20 protein-coding genes are annotated in these 21,415 nt (G+C 39.0%); 17 read left to right on the top strand and 3 right to left on the bottom strand.

Annotated features, from left to right (window positions below; all coding sequences use genetic code 11):
• Positions 1-9: 9 nt before the first annotated feature.
• Complete coding sequence (gene gabT, locus EM808_RS21270; protein WP_127740551.1) at positions 10-1,311, bottom strand: 4-aminobutyrate--2-oxoglutarate transaminase; 1,302 nt, start codon at positions 1,309-1,311, stop codon at positions 10-12.
• 106 nt (positions 1,312-1,417) lie between these two features.
• Between gabT and gabR the strand changes: the two genes are divergently transcribed.
• From gabR to EM808_RS21205, 13 genes are all read left to right on the top strand, one after another.
• Complete coding sequence (gabR, locus tag EM808_RS21265; RefSeq protein ID WP_127740549.1) at positions 1,418-2,830, top strand: MocR-like transcriptional regulator GabR; 1,413 nt, start codon at positions 1,418-1,420, stop codon at positions 2,828-2,830.
• Between the two features lie 347 nt (positions 2,831-3,177).
• On the top strand, positions 3,178-4,191 hold the full coding sequence (locus EM808_RS21260; RefSeq protein WP_127740547.1) for an SIS domain-containing protein: 1,014 nt from the start codon (positions 3,178-3,180) through the stop codon (positions 4,189-4,191).
• Between the two features lie 61 nt (positions 4,192-4,252).
• The gene (locus tag EM808_RS21255) at positions 4,253-5,122 is read left to right on the top strand and encodes an amidohydrolase family protein (protein ID WP_127740545.1); all 870 of its coding nucleotides are present in this window, start codon (positions 4,253-4,255) and stop codon (positions 5,120-5,122) included.
• A complete protein-coding gene (locus EM808_RS21250) occupies positions 5,119-5,550 on the top strand; it encodes a secondary thiamine-phosphate synthase enzyme YjbQ (protein ID WP_127740543.1) in 432 nt (143 codons plus the stop codon). Before EM808_RS21255 ends, EM808_RS21250 begins: the two co-directional genes overlap by 4 nt.
• Positions 5,551-5,560: 10 nt before the next feature.
• Positions 5,561-6,343 carry a fructoselysine 6-kinase gene (gene frlD, locus EM808_RS21245; protein WP_127740541.1) on the top strand — a complete coding sequence of 261 codons (783 nt, stop codon included), beginning with the start codon at positions 5,561-5,563 and terminating at the stop codon, positions 6,341-6,343.
• Positions 6,344-6,359: 16 nt separating this feature from the next.
• Positions 6,360-7,181 (top strand): TIM barrel protein, encoded by an 822-nt coding sequence (locus EM808_RS21240; protein WP_164849738.1) that lies wholly within the window; start codon positions 6,360-6,362, stop codon positions 7,179-7,181.
• On the top strand, positions 7,178-8,002 hold the full coding sequence (locus EM808_RS21235; protein ID WP_127740536.1) for a TIM barrel protein: 825 nt from the start codon (positions 7,178-7,180) through the stop codon (positions 8,000-8,002). Before EM808_RS21240 ends, EM808_RS21235 begins: the two co-directional genes overlap by 4 nt.
• A 4-nt stretch (positions 8,003-8,006) precedes the next feature.
• Entirely contained in the window at positions 8,007-8,885 is an 879-nt protein-coding gene (locus tag EM808_RS21230) for a YitT family protein (RefSeq protein ID WP_127740534.1), read from the top strand.
• A gap of 222 nt (positions 8,886-9,107) precedes the next feature.
• Positions 9,108-9,911, top strand: a complete 804-nt coding sequence (locus tag EM808_RS21225; RefSeq protein WP_127740532.1) for a substrate-binding periplasmic protein — start codon at positions 9,108-9,110, stop codon at positions 9,909-9,911.
• A 14-nt stretch (positions 9,912-9,925) separates the two neighbouring features.
• A complete protein-coding gene (locus tag EM808_RS21220) occupies positions 9,926-10,600 on the top strand; it encodes an amino acid ABC transporter permease (RefSeq protein WP_127740530.1) in 675 nt (224 codons plus the stop codon).
• A complete protein-coding gene (locus tag EM808_RS21215; protein WP_127740528.1) occupies positions 10,578-11,345 on the top strand; it encodes an amino acid ABC transporter ATP-binding protein in 768 nt (255 codons plus the stop codon). Before EM808_RS21220 ends, EM808_RS21215 begins: the two co-directional genes overlap by 23 nt.
• Positions 11,346-11,410: 65 nt before the next feature.
• Positions 11,411-12,244 carry a PfkB family carbohydrate kinase gene (locus EM808_RS21210; protein WP_127740526.1) on the top strand — a complete coding sequence of 278 codons (834 nt, stop codon included), beginning with the start codon at positions 11,411-11,413 and terminating at the stop codon, positions 12,242-12,244.
• 106 nt (positions 12,245-12,350) lie between these two features.
• On the top strand, positions 12,351-13,082 hold the full coding sequence (locus tag EM808_RS21205) for a GntR family transcriptional regulator (RefSeq protein WP_127740524.1): 732 nt from the start codon (positions 12,351-12,353) through the stop codon (positions 13,080-13,082).
• A gap of 262 nt (positions 13,083-13,344) precedes the next feature.
• On the opposite strand, the gene EM808_RS21200 is transcribed toward EM808_RS21205, so the two are convergent.
• Positions 13,345-14,157 carry a MurR/RpiR family transcriptional regulator gene (locus EM808_RS21200; RefSeq protein ID WP_127740522.1) on the bottom strand — a complete coding sequence of 271 codons (813 nt, stop codon included), beginning with the start codon at positions 14,155-14,157 and terminating at the stop codon, positions 13,345-13,347.
• Between the two features lie 121 nt (positions 14,158-14,278).
• Between EM808_RS21200 and EM808_RS21195 the strand changes: the two genes are divergently transcribed.
• From EM808_RS21195 to EM808_RS21185, 3 genes are read left to right on the top strand one after another with little or no spacing between them, the layout of a single operon-like run.
• The gene (locus tag EM808_RS21195) at positions 14,279-16,156 is read left to right on the top strand and encodes a beta-glucoside-specific PTS transporter subunit IIABC (protein WP_127740521.1); all 1,878 of its coding nucleotides are present in this window, start codon (positions 14,279-14,281) and stop codon (positions 16,154-16,156) included.
• Positions 16,153-17,592 (top strand): glycoside hydrolase family 1 protein, encoded by a 1,440-nt coding sequence (locus EM808_RS21190; protein ID WP_127740519.1) that lies wholly within the window; start codon positions 16,153-16,155, stop codon positions 17,590-17,592. The genes EM808_RS21195 and EM808_RS21190 overlap by 4 nt, the downstream gene beginning before the upstream one ends.
• On the top strand, positions 17,593-19,059 hold the full coding sequence (locus EM808_RS21185; RefSeq protein WP_127740517.1) for a glycoside hydrolase family 1 protein: 1,467 nt from the start codon (positions 17,593-17,595) through the stop codon (positions 19,057-19,059).
• 100 nt (positions 19,060-19,159) lie between these two features.
• On the opposite strand, the gene EM808_RS21180 is transcribed toward EM808_RS21185, so the two are convergent.
• Positions 19,160-20,110: a site-specific integrase gene (locus EM808_RS21180; protein ID WP_127740515.1), complete on the bottom strand. Its 951-nt coding sequence runs from the start codon at positions 20,108-20,110 to the stop codon at positions 19,160-19,162.
• A 394-nt stretch (positions 20,111-20,504) separates the two neighbouring features.
• On the opposite strand from EM808_RS21180, the gene EM808_RS21175 reads away from it, so the two are divergent.
• Positions 20,505-21,395 (top strand): phosphate ABC transporter substrate-binding protein, encoded by an 891-nt coding sequence (locus EM808_RS21175; protein ID WP_127740513.1) that lies wholly within the window; start codon positions 20,505-20,507, stop codon positions 21,393-21,395.
• Positions 21,396-21,415: the final 20 nt, after the last annotated feature.

Genomic DNA, 21,415 nt, shown 5'->3' with positions numbered 1-21,415 from the left:
ATCCCACCCTTATTCAAAAGCTTTTTCAAGAATTGCTAATCCCGTTGCCAGCTCTTCATCTGTAATAACAAGTGGAGCTAAGAAGCGAATGACATTACTTTTAAGGCCTGCTGAAAGAAGTAGTAATCCATTTTCATTTGCAAATTTTGTGATTTGTGCTGTTTTTATTTTGTTTGGTTTTTTGTTTCCCTGTCCCTCTACAATCTCACAAGCAACCATTGCTCCTAAGCGGCGGATATCGCCAATAAAGTCATGCCTTGTACGAAGCGTCTGCAATTTTGCTTCAATGGCTTGCCCGATGATTTCCGCTTTTGCTGCCAAATTTTCTTCTGCTACAATATCTATAACCGCTAATGCTGCCGCACATGCAACTGGACTGCCTGCATAAGTGCCACCAAGCTCGCCAGGATCCGCAACATTTAAGATGTCTGTTTTACCGACAACACCGCTTAATGGCAGACCAGCGGCTAGTGATTTGGATACGGTGATTAAGTCAGGAATTACGTCAAAATGCTCGATCGCAAATAATTTGCCAGTACGGCCAAAGCCAGTTTGAATTTCATCTGCCACAAATACAATTCCGTGTGACTCACAGAATTGCTTCACTGCTTGGACAAATTTCTTTGGAGGGATCACAAATCCGCCTTCACCTTGTACTGGTTCCATCACAATACAAGCGACCATTTCTGGCGCAACTGTTGCGATAAAAAAATCCTCAAAGTCTCGAATAACCTGATCTACATATTCCTCATCTGTCATTCCAGCTGGTTTATGATACATATATGGAAAAGGAGCTTGATAGATTTCGGGAGCGAAGGGACCAAACCCGAACTTGTATGGCTTCACCTTACTTGTCATGCCCATAGTTAAATTAGTGCGGCCGTGATACCCTCGTACAAACGAAACGACTGCAGGTCTATTCGTATAGCGGCGCGCAATCTTAATCGCATTTTCAACCGCTTCTGCTCCAGAATTAAAGAAAATCGCTTGTTTTTCAAAATCTCCAGGAGTAATTTGGCATAGTTTTTCTGCAAGATTAATATAGCCCTCGTACATCATGACGTTAAAGCCAGGGTGTAAAAACTTTTCTACCTGGCTTTTAACAGCAGCCGTTACTTTCGGGTGACTGTGGCCTACGTTTAATGTTCCGATAGCACCGGCAAAATCAATCCATTCTCTATTATCAATATCTGTTACCGTTGCTCCTTTGGCAGCTTTGACAAAATTTAAATTGCCGTTACTGACACCCTTCGGCACGTATTTTGCTCTTTTTTCCTGTAATTGTGCTGTTTGTGAATAAGAGGTTGGCATCTTAGTCTCTCCCTTGTCGATAGATTACGAGAGAATTATGGCAATAATCTGATATAATAAAAAGCACCAAATCTGAAAAAAATCTGGTACCAGATGGGAGGAGAGTATGTTCCTATTAATTGATAAACAACGAGATACCAATTTTATTTACCAGCAAATTTACGAAGGAATTAAAGATAATATTCTCAATGGTAAACTGAAGGCACATGAAAAATTGCCATCGAAAAGAGCATTAGCGGAAGGCTTGGATGTTAGTATTAATTCTGTCAAGATTGGCTATGAACAGCTGTTGGCAGAAGGTTATATTTACACACAGGAACGAAAAGGCTATTTTGTAGAAAACATAACAGAATTTGTACAACAAGATAGCGGGGGTACAGATAAACTGCCTGATGACTTAAGAGAAAAACCAGTAAATAGAGAAGGGTGGCTGTCCCTTTCACATATGGCTTCTGATATTTCTTATTTTCCATTTAAGGAATGGCTTAAGTGTCAGGAAAAAGCGATTTACTCTTATCCAAGAGAGCTATCTGAAATGACTTACAGCCAAGGACCATATGAAGTGAGGGAGTCAATTTGTCGCATGATTGCTATTACCCGTGGCGTTAATTGTGAACCAGAACAAATCGTAATTGGAGCAGGTACACAATTATTGGTTGGTCAATTGATGGAATGTATGAACCACAATTCTGTCATCGCATTAGAAAATCCAGGGTATGCCCGCTTTTTCGAGCTGCTAAAAAAAATGAATTTTGCTGTTGAGCCGATATCCTTAGATGACCAAGGAATCAAACTGACAGATATAGAAGCTGCAAATGCCAATATTGTATTTGTGACACCGTCCCATCAATTTCCTACAGGTAAAATCATGCCAATTTCTAGAAGAATCGAGCTGTTGAACTGGGCAGCAAAAGGGGATGATAGATATATTGTGGAGGATGACTATGACAGTGAATTTAAATATGAAACAGATAATATTCCTTCCTTACAGAGCTTAGATCGAAATCATCGCGTTATTTACATGGGAACCTTTTCAAAAACAGTGCTGCCTGGACTGCGGATCAGCTATATGGTTTTACCTCCTGAATTGTTAAGGAAATATCGGCAATATTACACTAATTTCATCCAGTACAGTAATTCTTTAATGCTTTACACCTTGCATTATTTTATAGAAAGTGGGAATTATGCAAAACATGTGAAGAAGATGAACCACCACTATGAAACGCGCAGAAAGCTGTTAATCACAGAGCTTAATAAAAGGTTTTCTCATAAAATCGAAGTAGACGCTGTACCTGCAGGCTTGCATTTTCTTGCTCATGTTCATTCAGAAAAAAGCTATCAGGAAATAGAGGAAAGAGCAGTGAAAGAAAAGCTTGAGATTTATAGTATGAAACGTTTCTTGTTAAAGGACATCTGTACGAAGGAGAAAGGGATTAAGCTGGTATTAGGCTTTGCCAATGTGAAGGAAGACAAGGTTGTCGAAGCAGTAGAGCGGTTATATCGAATATTTAATAGTTGAGAAGATTTGTCGAAAAATAAATATAATTTAGAATATTGTACAAAATAATAGACTGTGTTAATATCAAAGTAAATCTTGGTATATACCATATTGACAATTATTTTGGTATATACCAATCAGTAAAGAATTAACATCATCTATTTGTTACTTAAAGGAATACTGTTACACAAGGAACAAATTACCACATTACGAAACTTTTCAACAAGAGTTTTTACCTTCTTCCGTTACAGCCATCAAAGCACGTTCCGAAGATTTATCCCGTACCATTATCATCTGCAACAACACAAAATTATTTTCCTAAATACTGGTATATACCAGGATGACAATCTGATAAGGAGTGATTACCATTGTTAAAATTTAATAAGGAAAACTACTTGAAAGTCACATTAGGGGCAGTGGGATTAAGAGGAGAAATTGAAGCAAAGGTCGATGAAATCTCCAAGAAAAAATTTAAAAATATCTTTTTGCTTGGCTCTGGCGGTTCGATTGCGATTATGTATCCATTTGAGTATATGCTAAATTCGATTTCGACGATTCCAACATACGCGGAGATCGCTTCTGAGTTTATGCTGCAAAACCATAAGCAATTTGGCGAGGATTCGCTTGTTATTTTGTCATCGTTATCTGGGACAACTGCAGAAACAGTTGCTGCAGCGGAATTCTGTAAGCAAAGAGGAGCAACAACGCTTGGCTTAGTTGGTGAAATGGGAACTGCTTTAGCGAATATCGTTGACTATCCAATTGCTAACTATGCTGAAAATGATTTTGCGGCAGATTCTATTAATCTGCAAATGTATATCGTTATTTTCCGCTTGATTCATAACAACGGCGAATTTCAAGACTATGAAAGATTTATCTCCCAATTAGAAGCAATACCAAATCAATTAGTCCAAGTAAAACAAGACAGTGATAAAAAGGCAGAGGAATTTGCCAATAAATATAAGGATGAAACGTATCATATGCTTGTCGGCTCTGGCACTGCATGGGGCAGAACATATGCTTATTCCATGTGTGTGCTGGAGGAAATGCAATGGATTCCGACAAAGGCGATACATGCTGCAGAGTTTTTCCATGGCACAATCGAGATTGTTGATGAAAATATGAGTATGATCCTTTTAAAATCGGAGGATGAGACTCGTCCATTAATGGATCGTGTCGAGAATTTTGCGAATGACTTTACGAAAAAGCTAACGATTTTTGATACAAAAGACTATGTTCTTGAGGGTATTAGCACGGAATTCAGAAAGTATTTAGCACCGCTCGTCCTAGCAACTGCTTTACAACGTGTGAGTATTCATTTAGAGAATAAGCGCGGTCATTCATTGGATAAGAGAAGATATTACAGAACACTTGCTTACTAATAGTAATGCAGAAGGAGTATTCTTAACATACTCCTTTAGCACACCATTCTAATTAAAGGTAGTGATTATTCTGATTGATATTCATCAGCACCCGCTGCATATAAAGGAAATCGTTGATCAAGACCCAGCACTGGAAAAATACGTTAAGGATGTTTATGGTGTTTACAGTTCACCGCACTCACTGGCGTCACATATGTATCAGCTTGATGCGGCCGGCATTGAAAAGGCGGTTATAATGCCAATTGATTGCACCACTGCACATGGCTGTAAGCTCGTCACAAATGAACAAATTTCCTGGTTAGTGGAAAAAAACTCTCGCTTTATTGGTTTCGCTTCCGTCGACCCAAAGAATCCTAATGCATTAGTGGAGCTTGAAAAATCAATCAAAGAATATGGACTAAAAGGACTGAAATTAGATCCTTCCCTACAACAATTTGATATAAACAACAAAGATTATGCTTATCCAATCTATCAGCTTTGCTGTGAACTAGACATACCGATCTTTTTTCACTGTGGTATGAGCTTATCACCAATAGGTCAAGCAGCATTGGCACACCCGCTAATGCTTGAAAAAGTCATTCAAGATTTTCCAGCCTTAAAGGTAATCATTGCTCAATTTGCGTGGCCATGGGTATCTGAAGCCTTTATGCTAGGAGTTAAATACAAAAATGTTTATTTTGATACATCTATCCTTTTCAGCGGTACTCCATCTGACTCTGTTAGACAGGTGCTTGAGCAGAAGATTGGTCTTAACAATATAAAGCGAAGCCTTGCCAAGCAGATTGTTTTTGGTTCTAATTCACCAAGAGTTGATCCTAAAAGGCTTGTTTGGGCTGTACAGGATTTGCAGTTAAATCCTAAGCTTGAAGCGAATATTTTTCATGATAATGCGGCTGTATTACTGGATCTGGATCGGGGGTATGAGGGATGAAATCAGTTGTAAAAACAATTTCCTTGCAAACAAAACATGATCTGGAAATCATTAATATTACAGATACCGTGAAGGAAGCAGTTGCCACAGCAGGATTAACTATTGGCACTGTTCATATTATGACAAAGCATACAACTAGTGGCATTACCGTTAATGAAGGGTTGCCTGATATAGAAAAGGACCTGCTTGAGATGCTGGAGCGCCTTGCACCACGAGTAAATGATTATCATCATGCACGATTCCTGCACTCAGATGGACAAATGGCGGTTAATGGCTATTCCCACTTAAGATCTGCTCTAATTGGGAAAGATACTTTTTTTCCGCTCCATGACGGGGAAATGGTGATAGGCTCACGGCAAACCATCTATTTTGTGGAAATGGACGGACCACTGCTTCGGGAATTTGTTGTCCATATTCTCGGAGAATAGGAGGGAGATAATGCGGGTCGTAACTGTTGGTGATAACTGTATCGATGATTATGAAGAGCTTGGCATCAGCTGTCCGACTGGTAATTCTGTCAATGTTGCTGTTCATTTAAGCAGATTGGCTGTGCCAGTTTCCCTTGTCAGTGTGACAGGTGATGATGATTATGGAGAGCAAATGCTTAGCTTTTTGAAAAAACATACCATCAACCTCTCCTTTTTTCAGCAAAAACAAGGAAATACAGCTATCACGAAGATGGCTTTAAAAGGCACAGAAAGAATTCATACAAAGTATTTTGAAGGTGTGCTTGAAAACTTTAAGCTAAATCAGAGTGATATGGAATTCATAGCTGAACATGATCTCGTGCACACATCCTTTTGGGGCAAAGTAAATCATCAGCTTCCACTAATAAAACAAACAGGTGTGCGAATTGTTTATGATTTTTCGGTGAAGCTTGAAAATGAAGAGGTTAAGTCAATTTTGCCAAATGTCGATTATGCCTTTTTCTCCTATCATCAAAAAGACTCTTATATCGAAGCATACATGAAAGATGCGCATCAGCTTGGCCCAAGGACGGTTATTGTTACATTAGGGGAAAAGGGCAGCATTGCTTATAATGGCAACCGTTTCTACGAAGCGGATATTGTCCGTGTTCCTGTTGTAAACACAGTTGGCGCCGGTGATTCGTTTATCGCAGGATATATACATGGTCTTGTTAACGGAAAAAGCATTCAGGAATGCTTACAATCAGGTGCAAACATTGCTGCAAAGGTTGTACAGGTATTTAACCCTTATTAAATGGAGTGATGAAGGAATGAGGAAATTGGAACTGTCACAGCTTGCAGGTATGAATGAACATTTCCGGCGGCACTCATTCGAGTTCTTTTTGGATTCTATGGTTAGGCTTGGCTTGAAAAATATTGAATTATGGGCAGCATCACCACATTTATATATGGAAGCTGTCACGTTGAGTGAGGTCAGGAAAATCCGGAAGGAAATCGAAAAGTGCCAGTTGCAGCTGATTTGCGTTACCCCTGAACAGTGTATTTATCCTATTAATATAGCCGCAAAAGAACAAAGTGTTAGAAATAGAAGTGTTAATTATTTTATAAAAAGTCTTGAAGTGACTAAAGAGCTTGGTGCAAGCATGCTGCAAATAGTTCCAGGCAAAGGCTATTATAATGAGCCTGTAGAGGAAGCATGGAAAAGGGCAAGAGACTCTCTTGAGACAATTGCGAAAAAGGCGCAAGAACTGGATATTACCGCCGTTCTTGAAGCCTTGGAACTAAAAGAGTCTAATCTGATTCATCATTCAACAGACTTAAAAAGGATGTTAAGGGAGGTAGACTCTGCTCATTTACAAGCTGTCATTGATACAGCTCCAATGGCGGCTGCAGGCGAAACCCTTGATCAGTGTTTCCGCGAATTGGGCAAGGATTTACGACATCTTCATTTCGTTGATTCCGGTCATCTCGCTCCTGGTGATGGTAATTTACCGTTAATTCAGTATTTACATGAAATCAACGACCATGATTATCAAGGGTTTTTGACCCTAGAACTGGTTGGCAGCAGATATATTACGGATCCTGTTAAACCATTAGAGAATGCACTTGCGTATTTGGGGGTGAGAGCATGAAAATATCTAAACTCGCAGGGATGAATCTGCATTATATGAATTATTCACTAGAATACTTTCTTCAGTCGATGGTGAAGCATGAGGTTGCTAATATTGAATTATGGGGAGGCTTTCCACACTTGTATTCAGAGGATGTCACCTTGGCAGATGCAGCAAGAATAAGAAGGGAAATGGAAAGCTATGATCTTCAGCTAATCTGCTATACTCCCGAACAGCTCATGTATGCAAACAATATTGCAGCAAGTGAAGCTGACATTCGAAAGCGCAGTATTGATTATTATATGAAAAATATTGAAATAACACAGGAATTGGGCACAAACTTCATGCTGATGACATCAGGGTGGGGCTATTATGATGAGCCGATTGCAGATGCCTGGAGCTATTCTCTTGATGCACTTGCAGCACTTGCTAAAAGGGCAGAAGAACTAGGTGTAACGTTATTGTTGGAACCGTTACAGCCATTTGAGTCAAATTTAGTCACAAATATTCACACCTTAAAGCAAATGCTCCAGGACGTTAACATGAACAGTCTTAAAGGCATGCTGGATATTGTTGCAATGGCAGTTGCAGGTGATTCAATCCAAGACTATTTTGAAACACTTGGAGCAGATTTGCGTCACATTCACCTTATTGATGGAACTCCGTCCGGGCATCTTGCTGTTGGCGATGGAAGCTTACCGATAAAAAGATATTTAGACGAGATTGATAGCTTTCGATACAAAGGCTATTTGTCTTTGGAATTAGCAGCCTCCAGTTATTATCTAGAACCAGATAAAGCCTTACAGCATTCACTAAAAAATATTAGAAGCATACTAGGTTAGTAAGATGGAAAAAGGATATTCACTTAAGCTTCAGCACAATTTACGACTTGGCAACAAATCTCGCATCACTTTTGATATGGCAGGATTAACGGCAGGATGCTTTTTATTCGCCTTAGGTACTAATCAATTTCTAGCGCCTGCTGAGCTTTTGGCCGGAGGACTTGGCGGTGTTTGTGTCATATTTTATCATCTATTCGGCTGGCCGATGGGAATCCAGTATTTTCTTTTCAATATACCTTTGCTCGTTCTTGGCTACATTCATATTGGCAAGAAATTTATCCTTTATACGATTTTCTCTGTTATCATTTCTTCTGTCTTTCTTGAATGGATTGCTATTCAGGCAGTATGGACGAATAATACGCTGCTAAATGCAATATTCGGAGCAATGGTATCGGGAATAGGAGCGGCCTTAATTCTCAGGCTTGGTGGTTCAGTGGGTGGCCTTGACATTCTTTCTCGTGTTGTAGCGAAGTATTACAATATCTCCATTGGTAATTTCGGTCTTATTTTCAGTGCCAGTATCGTTGTCGTCTCAGCATATCTCTTTGATTTAGAAGCAGCAATGTTTACGATTCTATCGTTTTTTGTTGGTACAAAAACATATGATGCGATTTTACATATTGCGCAAAGAAACACGATCATGATTATCACAAATCAAGGGGAAACTGTTTCCACGCAATTAAATAAGACGTTAAGTAGGGGCGTTACTTCTTGGAATGCTATGGGGGTATACAGTCATACAGATCGTTCCGTATTGCTTTGTGTGATTGTTAATGGTGAATGGGCGGAATTATTGCATGTGGTGAAAAATATCGATTCAGATGCATTTGTCATTTCCTTGCCAACACAGAAGGTTAACGGAAATTTTCATGTAAATTGGTAGAATATCTGACATAGAAAATAATCTTTTGGTATATACCAAGAAGAAATTCTATGATATGATAAATTCAACGAAAACTAAAAATTCAGATAAATATAGAAAGGGTGAGTTGACAAGGATAAGGAATGGAGAAACTTTATTAATCTTCTAAAAAATAATGATAGCGCTTACCTTAAATAGGAGAATTCGGAGTATCTTACAATAAACCAACATGGGGGAATAAAAATGAAAAAAGGTCTATTCATTGGTTTGCTTTGTATGCTTTTAGTCGCTTTATCTGCTTGTGGTAATTCTAACTCATCTACATCTGGCAAAGGATCTGACAGTGATGATACGATTCGCGTTATTACTACAGCCGGTGGGGCACCATTCGGGATTATTGACCCAAAAACTAGTAAATATGAAGGCTTTATGTATGACATCATTAATGACTTGGCAAAAAGAGCTGATCTTAAAGTAGAAATGCAAACGGCAGAATGGGATTCTCTTATTCCTTCCCTTCAATCTGACAAAGCAGATGTGATTGTAGATGGTATGTATATTACCGATGAGAGAAAAAAGGTTATTAACTTTACAGAGCCTGTCTTTGGTTATGGAGAAGGTTTAATTGTCCAAGAAGGTGACACGAAAACGGCATCGCTTGAAGATTTAAAAGGAAAAACAGTTGGAGTGCAAATCGGAACATCCTACAAAGACATGCTGGAAGAAAATAATGGTTCACTTGATTTAACTATCAAAACATATGAAACTACTGCTGATTTATTAAAGGATATTCAAAACAAGCGTTTAGATGCAGCAATTGCTGATTCTCCAACATTCACATATTTAAAAAGCAAAAATCCTGATGCTAAATTCCGTGTGGTAGAGGATTATGTTCCTTCCCTTGCTGGCGAGATTGGCATCGGCATTGCCAAGGATAACACAGCTTTAGTAGATAAATTAAATGAAGCAATTATAGCGGCAAAAGAGGATGGTACGTTTAAGGAGATTTATGGAAAATGGGGAGTAGATTGGGACTTTAATGAATGAGAGGAGGTTCATAAATGAATGCGATATGGGAAAATATTGTTGATTTTATGCCAAGCTTGCTGCAAGGAACTGTCATTACAATTGAATTAACGATTCTGTCGCTTATCTTGTCCTTAATACTGGGTTTGATAGTCGCATTGGGCAGATTATCGAAAAATAAAGTGATTAATAGGATATGTAGTATCTATATCAGCATCGTTAGAGGCACTCCCTTACTAGTTCAGATGATGTACGTTTACTTTGTATTTCCTTCCTTTGGCATAACACTGACAGCGTTTCAGTCGGCGATTATTGCGCTTTCCTTTAACGAGGGCGGTTATTTAGCGGAAACCTTCCGCGCTGGGATCAAAGCCGTACCAACAGGTCAAATGGAAGCTGCGAAGGCAGTTGGCATGGACTATTCAAAGGCGATGCGGAGGATTATTCTTCCCCAGGCATTCAGTAATGTTCTTCCTGCTATCGGCAACTCAGCGATTATTTTGATCAAAAATTCGTCATTAGCTGCTGTTATTACAGTTACTGAAGTTATGCATCAAGGGAATCTGCTTGCTGCCTCGACCTATCAGAATATGCTGATCTTTACACTTGTAGCGATTATTTACTGGATTCTGCATTATCCACTTGCAATCGCAGTTAATTATTTAGAAAAGCGGGGAGGAAAACGGAATGTTACAGCTAGCCAGCATTAAAAAGTCCTTCTCTGGAAAAGAGGTTATAAAAGAGGTCGATTTATCTGTAAATAAAGGCGAGGTTGTCGTAATAATTGGTCCGAGCGGCAGCGGCAAAAGCACGCTTCTCCGGATGATTAATGCGCTTGAATATCCTTCTGGCGGAGATATTCTTTTAGAAGGCAACTCAATCTTATTTAAAGAAAGCAAAGGAAAAAAGCATCCATACTCTGAAAAGGAACTTAGTAGATTCCGCACAGAAATTGGCATGGTCTTTCAAGGCTTTCATTTATTCGCACATAAAACAGTGCTTGAAAATATCATTGAAGGACCAATTCATGTCAGAAAAATGAAAAAGGAAGCAGCTATTGAAGAAGCAAAGGTACTGCTTGAAAAAGTAGGACTGTCAGATAAACAGGACGCCTATCCACACTCCCTTTCAGGTGGGCAGCAGCAACGGATTGCGATTGCTAGGGCTTTGGCGATGAAGCCGAAGATGCTCTTGTTTGATGAGCCTACTTCTGCATTAGATCCTGAGCTTGTAGGGGAAGTGCTTGTTGTCATGAAAAATCTGGCATTAGAAGGTATGACAATGGTGGTGGTTACGCACGAAATGGGCTTTGCTCGTGAGGTTGGCGACAGAATTGTGTTTATCGACCAAGGGGTGATTGTTCAAGATGCGCCACCTCAACACTTCTTCCATTCCAGTAATAAAAATGAACGCATCCATAAATTTTTGAACACTCTTACTAGAAATGCCGTATAGGTGCAAAAAATCCCCTTCGTATTGAAGGGGTGTTACTTTTAAAGACTAAATTGGTGGTGGATAGAATGAAGTTAATTGGTGTTGGTGATAACGTGGTTGATTTTTATAAAGATCGAGGTGAGATTTACCCTGGCGGCAATGCATTAAATGTGGCTGTTTTAGCGAAAAGAAATGGTGTCACAAAGAGTTCCTACATTGGAATATTAGGTGATGATACGGCAGGTGACCATGTATTAAAAAGTCTTGTTTCAGAAAATATTGATGTCTCAAGAATTAGAAAAGCATATGGACCAAACTGGGAATCTGTCGTTGCGTTAAATGACGATGGTGATCGCGTTTTCGTTAGCTCTAATAAGGGTGGGGTTCAATCTCTTGTTAAATTGAACTTCACGGAAGCGGACCTGGACTTCATTTCCTCACACGACTTAATGCATACAAGCGTCTATAGCCGTATTGAAACAGAGCTGCCTGTTTTGGCCGAAATGGTGCCAATCTCGTTTGATTTTTCATCACGACGCGAAGATGAATATATCCAAACAATTTGCCCGCATATTCAATACGCCTTTTTCTCTGGTAGTGATCTAACAAAATCAGAGTGTATTACGTTTATGCACCATGTGAATGAATTGGGAACTCCATTTGTTGGCATAACAAGAGGAGCTGAAGGGTCATTATTACTTGCTGATGGTCATATTTTTGAACAGCCAATTATCAATGCCAATGTGATTGATACGCTTGGAGCCGGGGATTCGTTTATTGCCATGTTTTTAACACAATTCCACCAATCCCGTAATGCTCAAGAAGCGATGCACGTTGCAGCCACGGCGGCTGCAAAGGTTTGTGAAAGCTATGGTGCTTTTGGATATGGCTTAAAAAAAGATTTATCTGTGAATGTATAGACATTTTGGGGCTTTTTATTTAAAGCTTCTTTTTTTCTTTGATAGAATAAGAGTATCATTATAATAAGGAGTTTCCTAGAAATGGGTAAATGTGAGGAGTTGCTAAATGAAAGAGATAGAGGAAGATATTCCATATTATCAGCAAATCAAAACAAAAATAATCGAAGAAATCAGTAACGGAACATTAAAGCATGGTGACAAACTGCCGTCAGAGCGGGAATTGGCGGAAATTCACAAAATCAGCAGAATGACCGCAAGACATGCTATTTCCGTTTTGGAAAAGGAAGGCTTTGTTGAACGCAGAGAAAGAGTCGGCACATTTATTACCAACAAAAGGATACAATATAACTTTATTTCCGTAAACAGCTTCACAAAAGGGATGTTGGATAAAGGGCTGAAACCCTCTACTAAAACGATTTATATGAAAAGAGAGAAAGCCAATGAATTTATGGCAAAAACATTAGAGATTTCACAAGGAGAAGAAATCTTTTGCTTACAAAGACTAAGAATTGTTGATGGAACACCAGTTGTGATTGAACTCAGTGTAATTCCCTATAAGTTTTGTACTGGGATTGAAAAGCATATGGAAGAGAATGTTTCCTTATATCAAGTGTTAAAAGACCAATACGACATAACATTAGTTAAGCAAAAACAGCGGATGCGAATTTCCTTTTCAGACCAGAAGGAAAGCCAATTGCTGAATATCAAAAGTGAAAGTCCATGCTTATTAACAGAGGGTACAACCCATGATCTTTCAGGTGAAATTATCGAATATACAAAGGGAATGGCGAGAGGTGATTTGGTTGAGTTCTATTCTGAACCAACAAATCCGATATAAGGCATGATGAAGAACAGGAGCATGGAATAAGCATTGCTCCTGGTTGGGGTGTAACCTTGTAACGCAATTAATCCATGAAAACAGGTTATCATTTTTCCTTTTAACTACCTTCGTTTTGACTCCCATAATCTACAAGTACAATTCCGCATTTCTTCTATACTATACGTTTTCCATTAAAATAGCTCCATTAGAAAAATGGAACAACTTCAAATCCAATTTAAAAAAACAATTAGACATGCTAGCTAATTGTTTTCTAATTTCCCTATTCTACCTGCTCCAACTTACGATAATACCGAAACCTGCTCACAAGCATATCCATAATAATCTGATACAGCACCGCATGTGTCTGGATTTCTGTTTGATGTGGAAAGTAAATGCCATCGGCGACGAACGGATAATCCTTCACTTCTGTATTAGATGTGACGGCTACGATTTTTGCTTTTGTATGCTTGAATACATTCTTTTTTGGTGTTCCTGCTCGCAGCTGTTGTTTCGCTAAGAAATTCCCTGAATTGGAGAAAATAATGATAAGCGTATCCTCGTTTGCTTGCTCAATATACTCCTCCTGCTTTATATCACTTTGGAATGTCACAATGAATTTGCCGTTATATGCTAATTTATATTGTAAATCAATTGCTGCTGATTCAGAGAATAGTAATCCAAAGGCAGCTACGTTTTCGTAGTTTAATAGATCACTTGCTAATCGATCGATAGCATCTAAATCAATTTGATTTTTGTATGCTTCGATATCTTTGATAATGGCATCAAAATAGCTTTCTGTTCCAAGTCTCTCAATGGATGAAAGGATGTTTGAGACATAATTTAAATCATTTTGAAAGCGATTTTCAATAAAGACGGCCGCGTCCTTCAAATCAAAATAATCGTCAAAGCCAATCGAACGCGCAAATTTAGATACAGTTGACTTAGATACATTACATAGCTTTGCAACCTCTGTAATGCTTAAAGTGTTTATATTATGATAATGATTCAATAAAGTCATCGCAATGTGATAGTTGGTAGAATCTAATTTCTCATTATTAAGCACAACAAGTAATCGTAAAATTAATTGCCCCATTTTTTAATCTCCTTATATAATGTAACGGTTTCCAAAAATCGAAATTTTAATGAAAGCGTTAACTAAATTGTTATAGTAAATGTGCAAAGAAAAACTTCATAAAGTAAAGGGAGCGTTCAATATGTCAAAAGATTATGGTAAGCTTTCGCAGGAAATCATTGACAGCGTTGGTGGGGAACAAAATATTGTGAGCCTGTACCATTGTGTGACAAGATTACGTTTTAAGTTAAAGGATGCTGATATTGCTAAAGCAAATAAGGCCAAAATTCAAGATCTGCCAGGTGTTCTGTCCATTGTTGAGGCCAATGGTCAATTCCAGGTGGTGATTGGTAATGAAGTTGCTGACGTGTATCAGTATATCATGAATAAATACAAAATAAAAAGTGCACTTGGTTCAGATAGTGATGATGTGTCACAGGACGAAAAAGAAGAGAAATCAGGCAATATTTTCATACGCTTCTTCAACGTAATCTCATCCATATTTAATCCGATTATCATTGCTTTAGCCGGTGCGGGAATGACGAAAGCTCTATTAGTGCTATTATCTCAATATCATATTTTAGATGCAGAAGGCAGTACGTATAAAATTTTATCTGCTGCAGGCAATAGTGTCTTTTACTTTCTACCATTATTTCTTGCTGTGAGTGCAGCAAGAGTATTTAAGGTAAATCAGTTCGTAGCATTAGCAATCGTTGCCGCATTATTAGAACCGAATTTCACAGGGCTTGTGACAGAGAATGGTGTGACAGTTGACTTCCTTGGCATACCTGCAGTTCTTATGAGTTATTCAGGAACAGTTATTCCTGCCATTGTTGCCATCTATGTTTACTCTCATTTAGAGAAGCTTTTAAAGCGCTTTATTCCAAAAAGCATTCAAATTTTTGCATTATCGATGGTTGCGTTATTAATCATGGTTCCGTTAACAGTTATGGTCATCGGTCCAATTGGTGTTGGTTTAGGGAATGGGCTTGGCGACTTGATGAACTTTATTAGCAGTAAGAGTGGTTTATTAGCTGGATTAGTGATTGGTGCAGGCTGGACATTCTTAGTGATGCTCGGTATCCATTGGGGCATTGTGCCAATTATGATCAATAACCTCTCCACATATGGCTTTGATACACTTCGTCCAATGATTGCAGCAGCTACGTTTGCAAGTGCCGGTGTTGCCCTTGGCGTATTCTTACGAAGCAGAAACAAAGGGACGAAAACATTAGCATTGTCTTCGATTCTGCCAGCATTACTTGGTGGCATCACAGAGCCAATCGTATACGGCTTATCTGTTCGCTTTAAGCGACCGCTTATAGCTCAAGCGATTGCCGGCGGAATTATGGGTGCCTTTATGGGTGCGATGCAAACCAAAGCAATTGTTTATGTTTTCCCAGCAATAACAACATTGCCTGCCTTTCTTGGAGATACATTTATCTATTATGTTATCGGTATAGCAGGCGCCTTTATCTTAAGTGCTGCACTAACCTACTTTATTGGGATTAAGGAAGATGAGATAGAGATTAAACCGACTGCAGATGCAGATCCTTCTAAAATTCAGTTGCCTGTTATTGGTCATGCTATTTCCCTTGATGAGGTGAAAGATGAAGTTTTCTCCTCTCGTGCTATGGGAGATGGGATTGCGATTATACCAGAGAAAGGCATTCTTTATGCACCAGTTTCAGGTACAGTTGAGGTCGCTTTCCCAACAGGTCATGCATTTGGGATTACTTCCTCTTCTGGTGTAGAAATCCTGCTTCATATTGGTATTAATACAGTCGAGTTAAACGGCAAAGGATTTAAGCCTAAGGTAAAAGTCGGTGATAAAGTTGAAAAAGGTCAAGTGCTGGCAGAGTTTGATTTAGAAGTAATAAAAGAAGCAGGGTTTGATCCGACAACGATGATGATTTTTACGAATGTGCCAGAAGCAGCGCAAGCAGACATTATCAAAAACCATGCTAAGGACTTTGTGCCTTTAATGAAATGGAATAACAGTGGAGGTGCAACAATATGAGTAAATTTCCAGAAGGGTTTTTATGGGGCGGTGCGATTGCTGCTAATCAAGCAGAGGGAGCATATCTAGAGGATGGCAAAGGGTTAAGTGTTTCAGATATTCTGCCAGTTGGAAAAAATAGATTCGATGATTTAAAGCTAGAGGTGCGAGATGGCGTGTTTTATCCAAGCCATGAGGCGATTGATTTTTACCACACATACAAAGAGGATATTGCATTATTAGCAGAGATTGGCTTGAAATGCTTCCGCACATCGATTGCGTGGAGCAGAATCTTTCCAAATGGAGATGAACAAGAACCAAATGAGAAAGGCCTTGCCTTCTATGAGGATATGTTTCAAACATTAAAGTCTTACAACATCGAGCCAGTCATTACCTTATCCCATTTTGAAACACCGCTTCATTTAGTGAAGGCATATGGTGGCTGGAAGAACCGCAAGCTGATTAGCTTCTTTGAAAGATATTGTGAAGTTGTCTTTAATCGCTACAAAGGGTTAGTTAAGTATTGGATGACGTTTAATGAAATAAACCATACCCATACGCTTCCACTTTTAGGTGCAGGACTTCATATTGGTGATGTAGATGAAAAAGAAAAGCTTGAGGATATGTATCATGCAAGTCACCATATGTTTGTGGCAAGCGCAAAGGCTGTTTTAATTGGTCATCAAGTCGATAACGAAAATCAGATTGGCTGTATGCTTTCATTAAGCCCGGTATATCCAGCAACATGTAATCCAGAGGATATATTTGCAGCAAATGAGCTAAGAAGAAGATCGTTATTTTACAGTGATGTGCAATTAAGAGGAGAGTATCCGGCTTACTTTAATAGAATAGTAGAAGAACATGAATTGAATTTAACTATACCAAGTGAAGACTTAGCTGTAATTAAAGAGGGTGTGTGTGACTATCTTGGCTTCAGCTTCTATCGCAGTTCTCTACATGAAGCAGGCATGAAGATTCTTGGAAATACGGGTGGCATCATAGGCAAAAAAAATCCGTATTTACAGGAAACTCCTTGGGGATGGCCGATTGATCCATTAGCACTTCGCTATGTATGTAATGAACTGACAGATCGCTATCAAAAGCCGCTCTTTATCGTAGAAAACGGAATTGGCCTGCATGACAAGGTAGTCGATGGGAAAATTGACGATCGAGACAGAATGGTCTATTTAAAGGACCATGTAGAAATGATGGCAGAGGCAATCAAGGATGGCTGCAATATTATTGGCTATACATGGTGGGGACCGATTGATATTGTCTCAGCCGGAACAGGTGAAATGGAAAAACGCTATGGCTTTATCTATGTTGATAAGCAAAATGACGGCAGTGGCAGTATGAAACGTTTAAAGAAAGAAAGCTTCCATTATTATAAAAAGATTATTGAAACAAATGGTGCTAGCCTTGAGCTTCCAGCAGCAGATGAAAAGGGGCAGATATAAATGGCAGAGAAAAGTTATTTTCCAAAAGGTTTTTTATGGGGTGGAGCGATTGCAGCAAACCAAGCAGAGGGTGCTTGGGATAAAGACGGCAAGGGAATGTCTGTCGCAGATGTAGCAATGTATAAGCCCAACATTGATAAAAGCGATTATGTCAGTCAGTGGCATGTTAGTCCAGAGCAAATAGAAGAAGCCATGCAAACAGATGATACTGTTTATTATCCGAAAAGACGGGGCATTGACTTTTATCATCGCTATGAAGAGGATTTAGCGTTAATGGAAGAAATGGGCATGAAGGTTTTAAGGGTTTCGATTGCTTGGACAAGGCTTTTTCCAACAGGAACAGAAGAAGAGCCGATTCAAGCGGGCATTGATTACTATGTACGTCTTTTTAAAGAAATGCGCAAACGAAAAATCGAACCACTTGTTACCCTGTCTCATTACGAGATGCCGCTTTATTTAGTTAATCATTATGATGGCTGGGTTTCACGTGAGGTAGTGGATATGTTTGTTACCTATTCGAAGGTTTGCTTTGAACACTTTGGAGAGTATGTGAAATACTGGCTAACCTTTAATGAAATTGACAGTGTCTTTAGACATCCATTCACAACAGTTGGTGTTGTTGAAGAAAAGTATGCAAGCAAAAAAGAGGCAGAGGCAGCGATCTACCAAGCCTTGCACCATCAATTTGTCGCAAGCAGCTTAGCAACGAAATACGCACATGAAATGATTGAAAATGCACAGGTTGGCTGTATGCTGACAAAAACGCTAGCTTACCCATTAACCTCTAATCCAGAGGATGTCCTGCTTGCGCAAAGACATAATCGAGATAACTCCTTCTATGCAGATGTCCAGGTATTTGGCGAATATCCGCTGTTCATGAAGCGTTATTTGGCAGAAAATGATATTATCATTGATAAACTCGCAGGAGACGATGAAATATTAAAACAGCATACCGTTGACTTTGTTTCCTTCAGCTACTATATGTCGATGATTAAAAGCGTAAATGAAGATAAAATGGAAAAGGTTGGTGGCAATTTAATTACGAGCGTAAAAAATCCCTACTTAGATATTAGTGACTGGGGCTGGCAAGTAGACCCTGTCGGTTTACGCATATCACTGATTGATTTGTATGATCGTTATCACTTACCATTGTTTGTCGTCGAAAATGGGATTGGCTCGATTGATGAATTAGTCGATGGCAAGGTCCATGATGAGTATCGCATCGATTACTTCCGCAAGCATTTTGAGCAAATGAATCTTGCCTGCAAGGAAGGAGTCGAAATGTTCGGCTATACTTCATGGGGCTGTATTGATATCGTTAGTGCGTCCACCTCTCAAATGTCAAAACGCTATGGCTTTATCTATGTTGATGCAGATGATTTAGGTAATGGTTCTTATGACAGAATCAAAAAGGACTCGTTTTATTGGTATAAAAAAGTGATTGAGACAAACGGTGCACAGTTATAAAACAAAAAGGAGAAATGGAGCACCATCCATTTCTCCTTTTTAATGAAAAACACCGAAAAAAAACCGAGTTTCTTCCATTATATATAGCAAATTTCCACATTCACAAATTCCGCAAAACACTACTCGCATTATTCCGATACCTTTGCCCTGCCTGTACATACCGATCAACCATTTCTCTTGTTTTATGACCAGTCTGTTTCATGATGGCAATATCGGTCATGCCCATCATCGCCGCACTTGTCGATAATCCGCTCCGCAGGCTGTGCCCGCCAAATTGTCTTGGGTCCATGCCAGCTAATGCAACATACTTCTTAATGATTAATGAAATGGACTTATCACTAAGGCGTCCCTTCATATTGCCGTGTCGATCAATCGACCGGAACAATGCTCCATTAAAAAGCTTGGCAGTTTCGATCCAATCCTCTGTTGCTTTCACAGGGCAATAATCATTATTCGAAAACACAACCCCTTTAATCAAATCATCGTTTCTCGTTTTCGTATCCCGTACACTAACGTCCATGCCAAAATCATGAAACTCCAAATCATCCACATTTATCGCCACTAACTCTGACCGTCTGCTTGCAAGGGCAAAGCCTAAAAGAATAATCGCTTTATCTCGGACACCTGCTAATGTCGATGTATCAATCTCACTTATTAAATCAGGCAGATTTTGAAGCATCAATGCTTTCTTCGGCTTTTGCCGTGAGCCTTTTTCTCTGCGTATTCCATCCATCAGTGCAATCACTTCTAAGCTTTTTGTCGGACTGACATGCATGCTCATTTTATGTGCCTCACTTATAGAAGCAATCCGTCGTCTTAGTGTCGAGAACCGATGAGTTTCTGCCAGCTCTGTTAAGTAGAAGCAAATCGTTTCTACCTCAGCTGGAAGGGGTGAAACATTATGTAATGTGCACCAATCGGTGAAATGCTTCCAATCCGCATAATAGCTCTTTTTCGTATTGCTGCTTTTCGAGTGGGAGATATAATAGTTTATTTTGTCCATTTGCTGCTTGCTGAATGCGGGGGTGTTTTTATTGTCTGGAACGAGCATTTTTCCTCTCCTAACTGTATTTCTTGACTTCCGATAACTATATATTATCGGAAGTCAGCTTAAAAGAGAAGCATTAAAGCCCTATTTATATAAAAAAAACAGCATTATTTCAAAATGGACTTCGTAACAAGCTGAAATTAAATGGTTGATATCCGCATAAAACAGGTCGTTTCTAGAAAGCTCTAGAAGGAAATTAAATGAACGTAGATACGTGAAGATGAAGTTAATTTCGTCTGAGGGCGAATCTCTGCATACCTAAAATTTGGCATTAAATGAGTAGGAATATAGATAATAACTACTTATTTTGTAACACATACTAAGTTTGTGAAAATTTTCTTTTTACATGTGCATTCATTAGTAAAAAATCAAATCTTGTCTACATAGGAGGATTACCATGAAAAGTATAAAACAACTAGGCTACGTTTTAATGGTGTTAGCATTAATGGTGATTGCCACTGGATGTGGTGGAGGTAAGAATAATACAGATAGTGACGATGGAAACTCTGGTTCTCTTGTTGTTTCTGGTTCGTCTGCCATGCAGCCGTTAATTGCTGCTGCAGCAGAGGAATTTATGGCAGAGAATCCAAATGCGGACATTCAAGTAAACGCAGGCGGTTCTGGTACAGGCTTGTCTCAAGTTTCGGAAGGATCTGTCGATATTGGAAACTCTGATGTGTATGCAGAAGAAAAGGAAGGCATTGATGCAGCGAAGCTGGTTGATCATAAAGTAGCGGTTGTTGGTATTGCTGCTGCAGTAAATCCGAATGTTGGTATTACGGATATTTCAAAGGAAGATTTAATTAAGATTTTTACTGGTAAAATCACAAACTGGAAGGACGTTGGTGGCAAGGATCAAAAGATTGTCCTTGTGAACCGCCCAGATTCTTCAGGAACTCGTGCTGTTTTTAATAAATTTGGATTAGATGGTGCTACACCTGCTGAGGGAATTACAGAGGATTCCTCTAATACGGTAAAGAAAATCCTTAAAGAAACAGAAGGTGCTGTCGGTTATCTGGCTTTCTCATATTTTACAGATGATTCCGTAAAAGCATTGTCTGTTGATGGAGTAGAGGCAAAAGAGGAAAATGTGCAAACTGGAAAATTCCCTATTTGGGCATACCAGCATTCTTACACAAAGAGTGAAGCAAAAGGTCTTGGAAAATCGTTCCTTGATTACGTGATGTCAGATGATATTCAAAGCACATTACTCAAGGAACAAGGCTACTTGCCTGTTACGGAAATGAAGGTAGAAAGAGATGCTGAAGGTAATCTAAAAAATCTTTAAAAATTGAACAGGGTAAATGC

Source organism: Niallia taxi, assembly GCF_004005475.1.
Lineage (GTDB): Bacteria > Bacillota > Bacilli > Bacillales > Cytobacillaceae > Niallia > Niallia taxi.
Note: the sequence above shows the minus strand (reverse complement) of the source record. Positions and strands in the feature narration are given on the sequence as shown.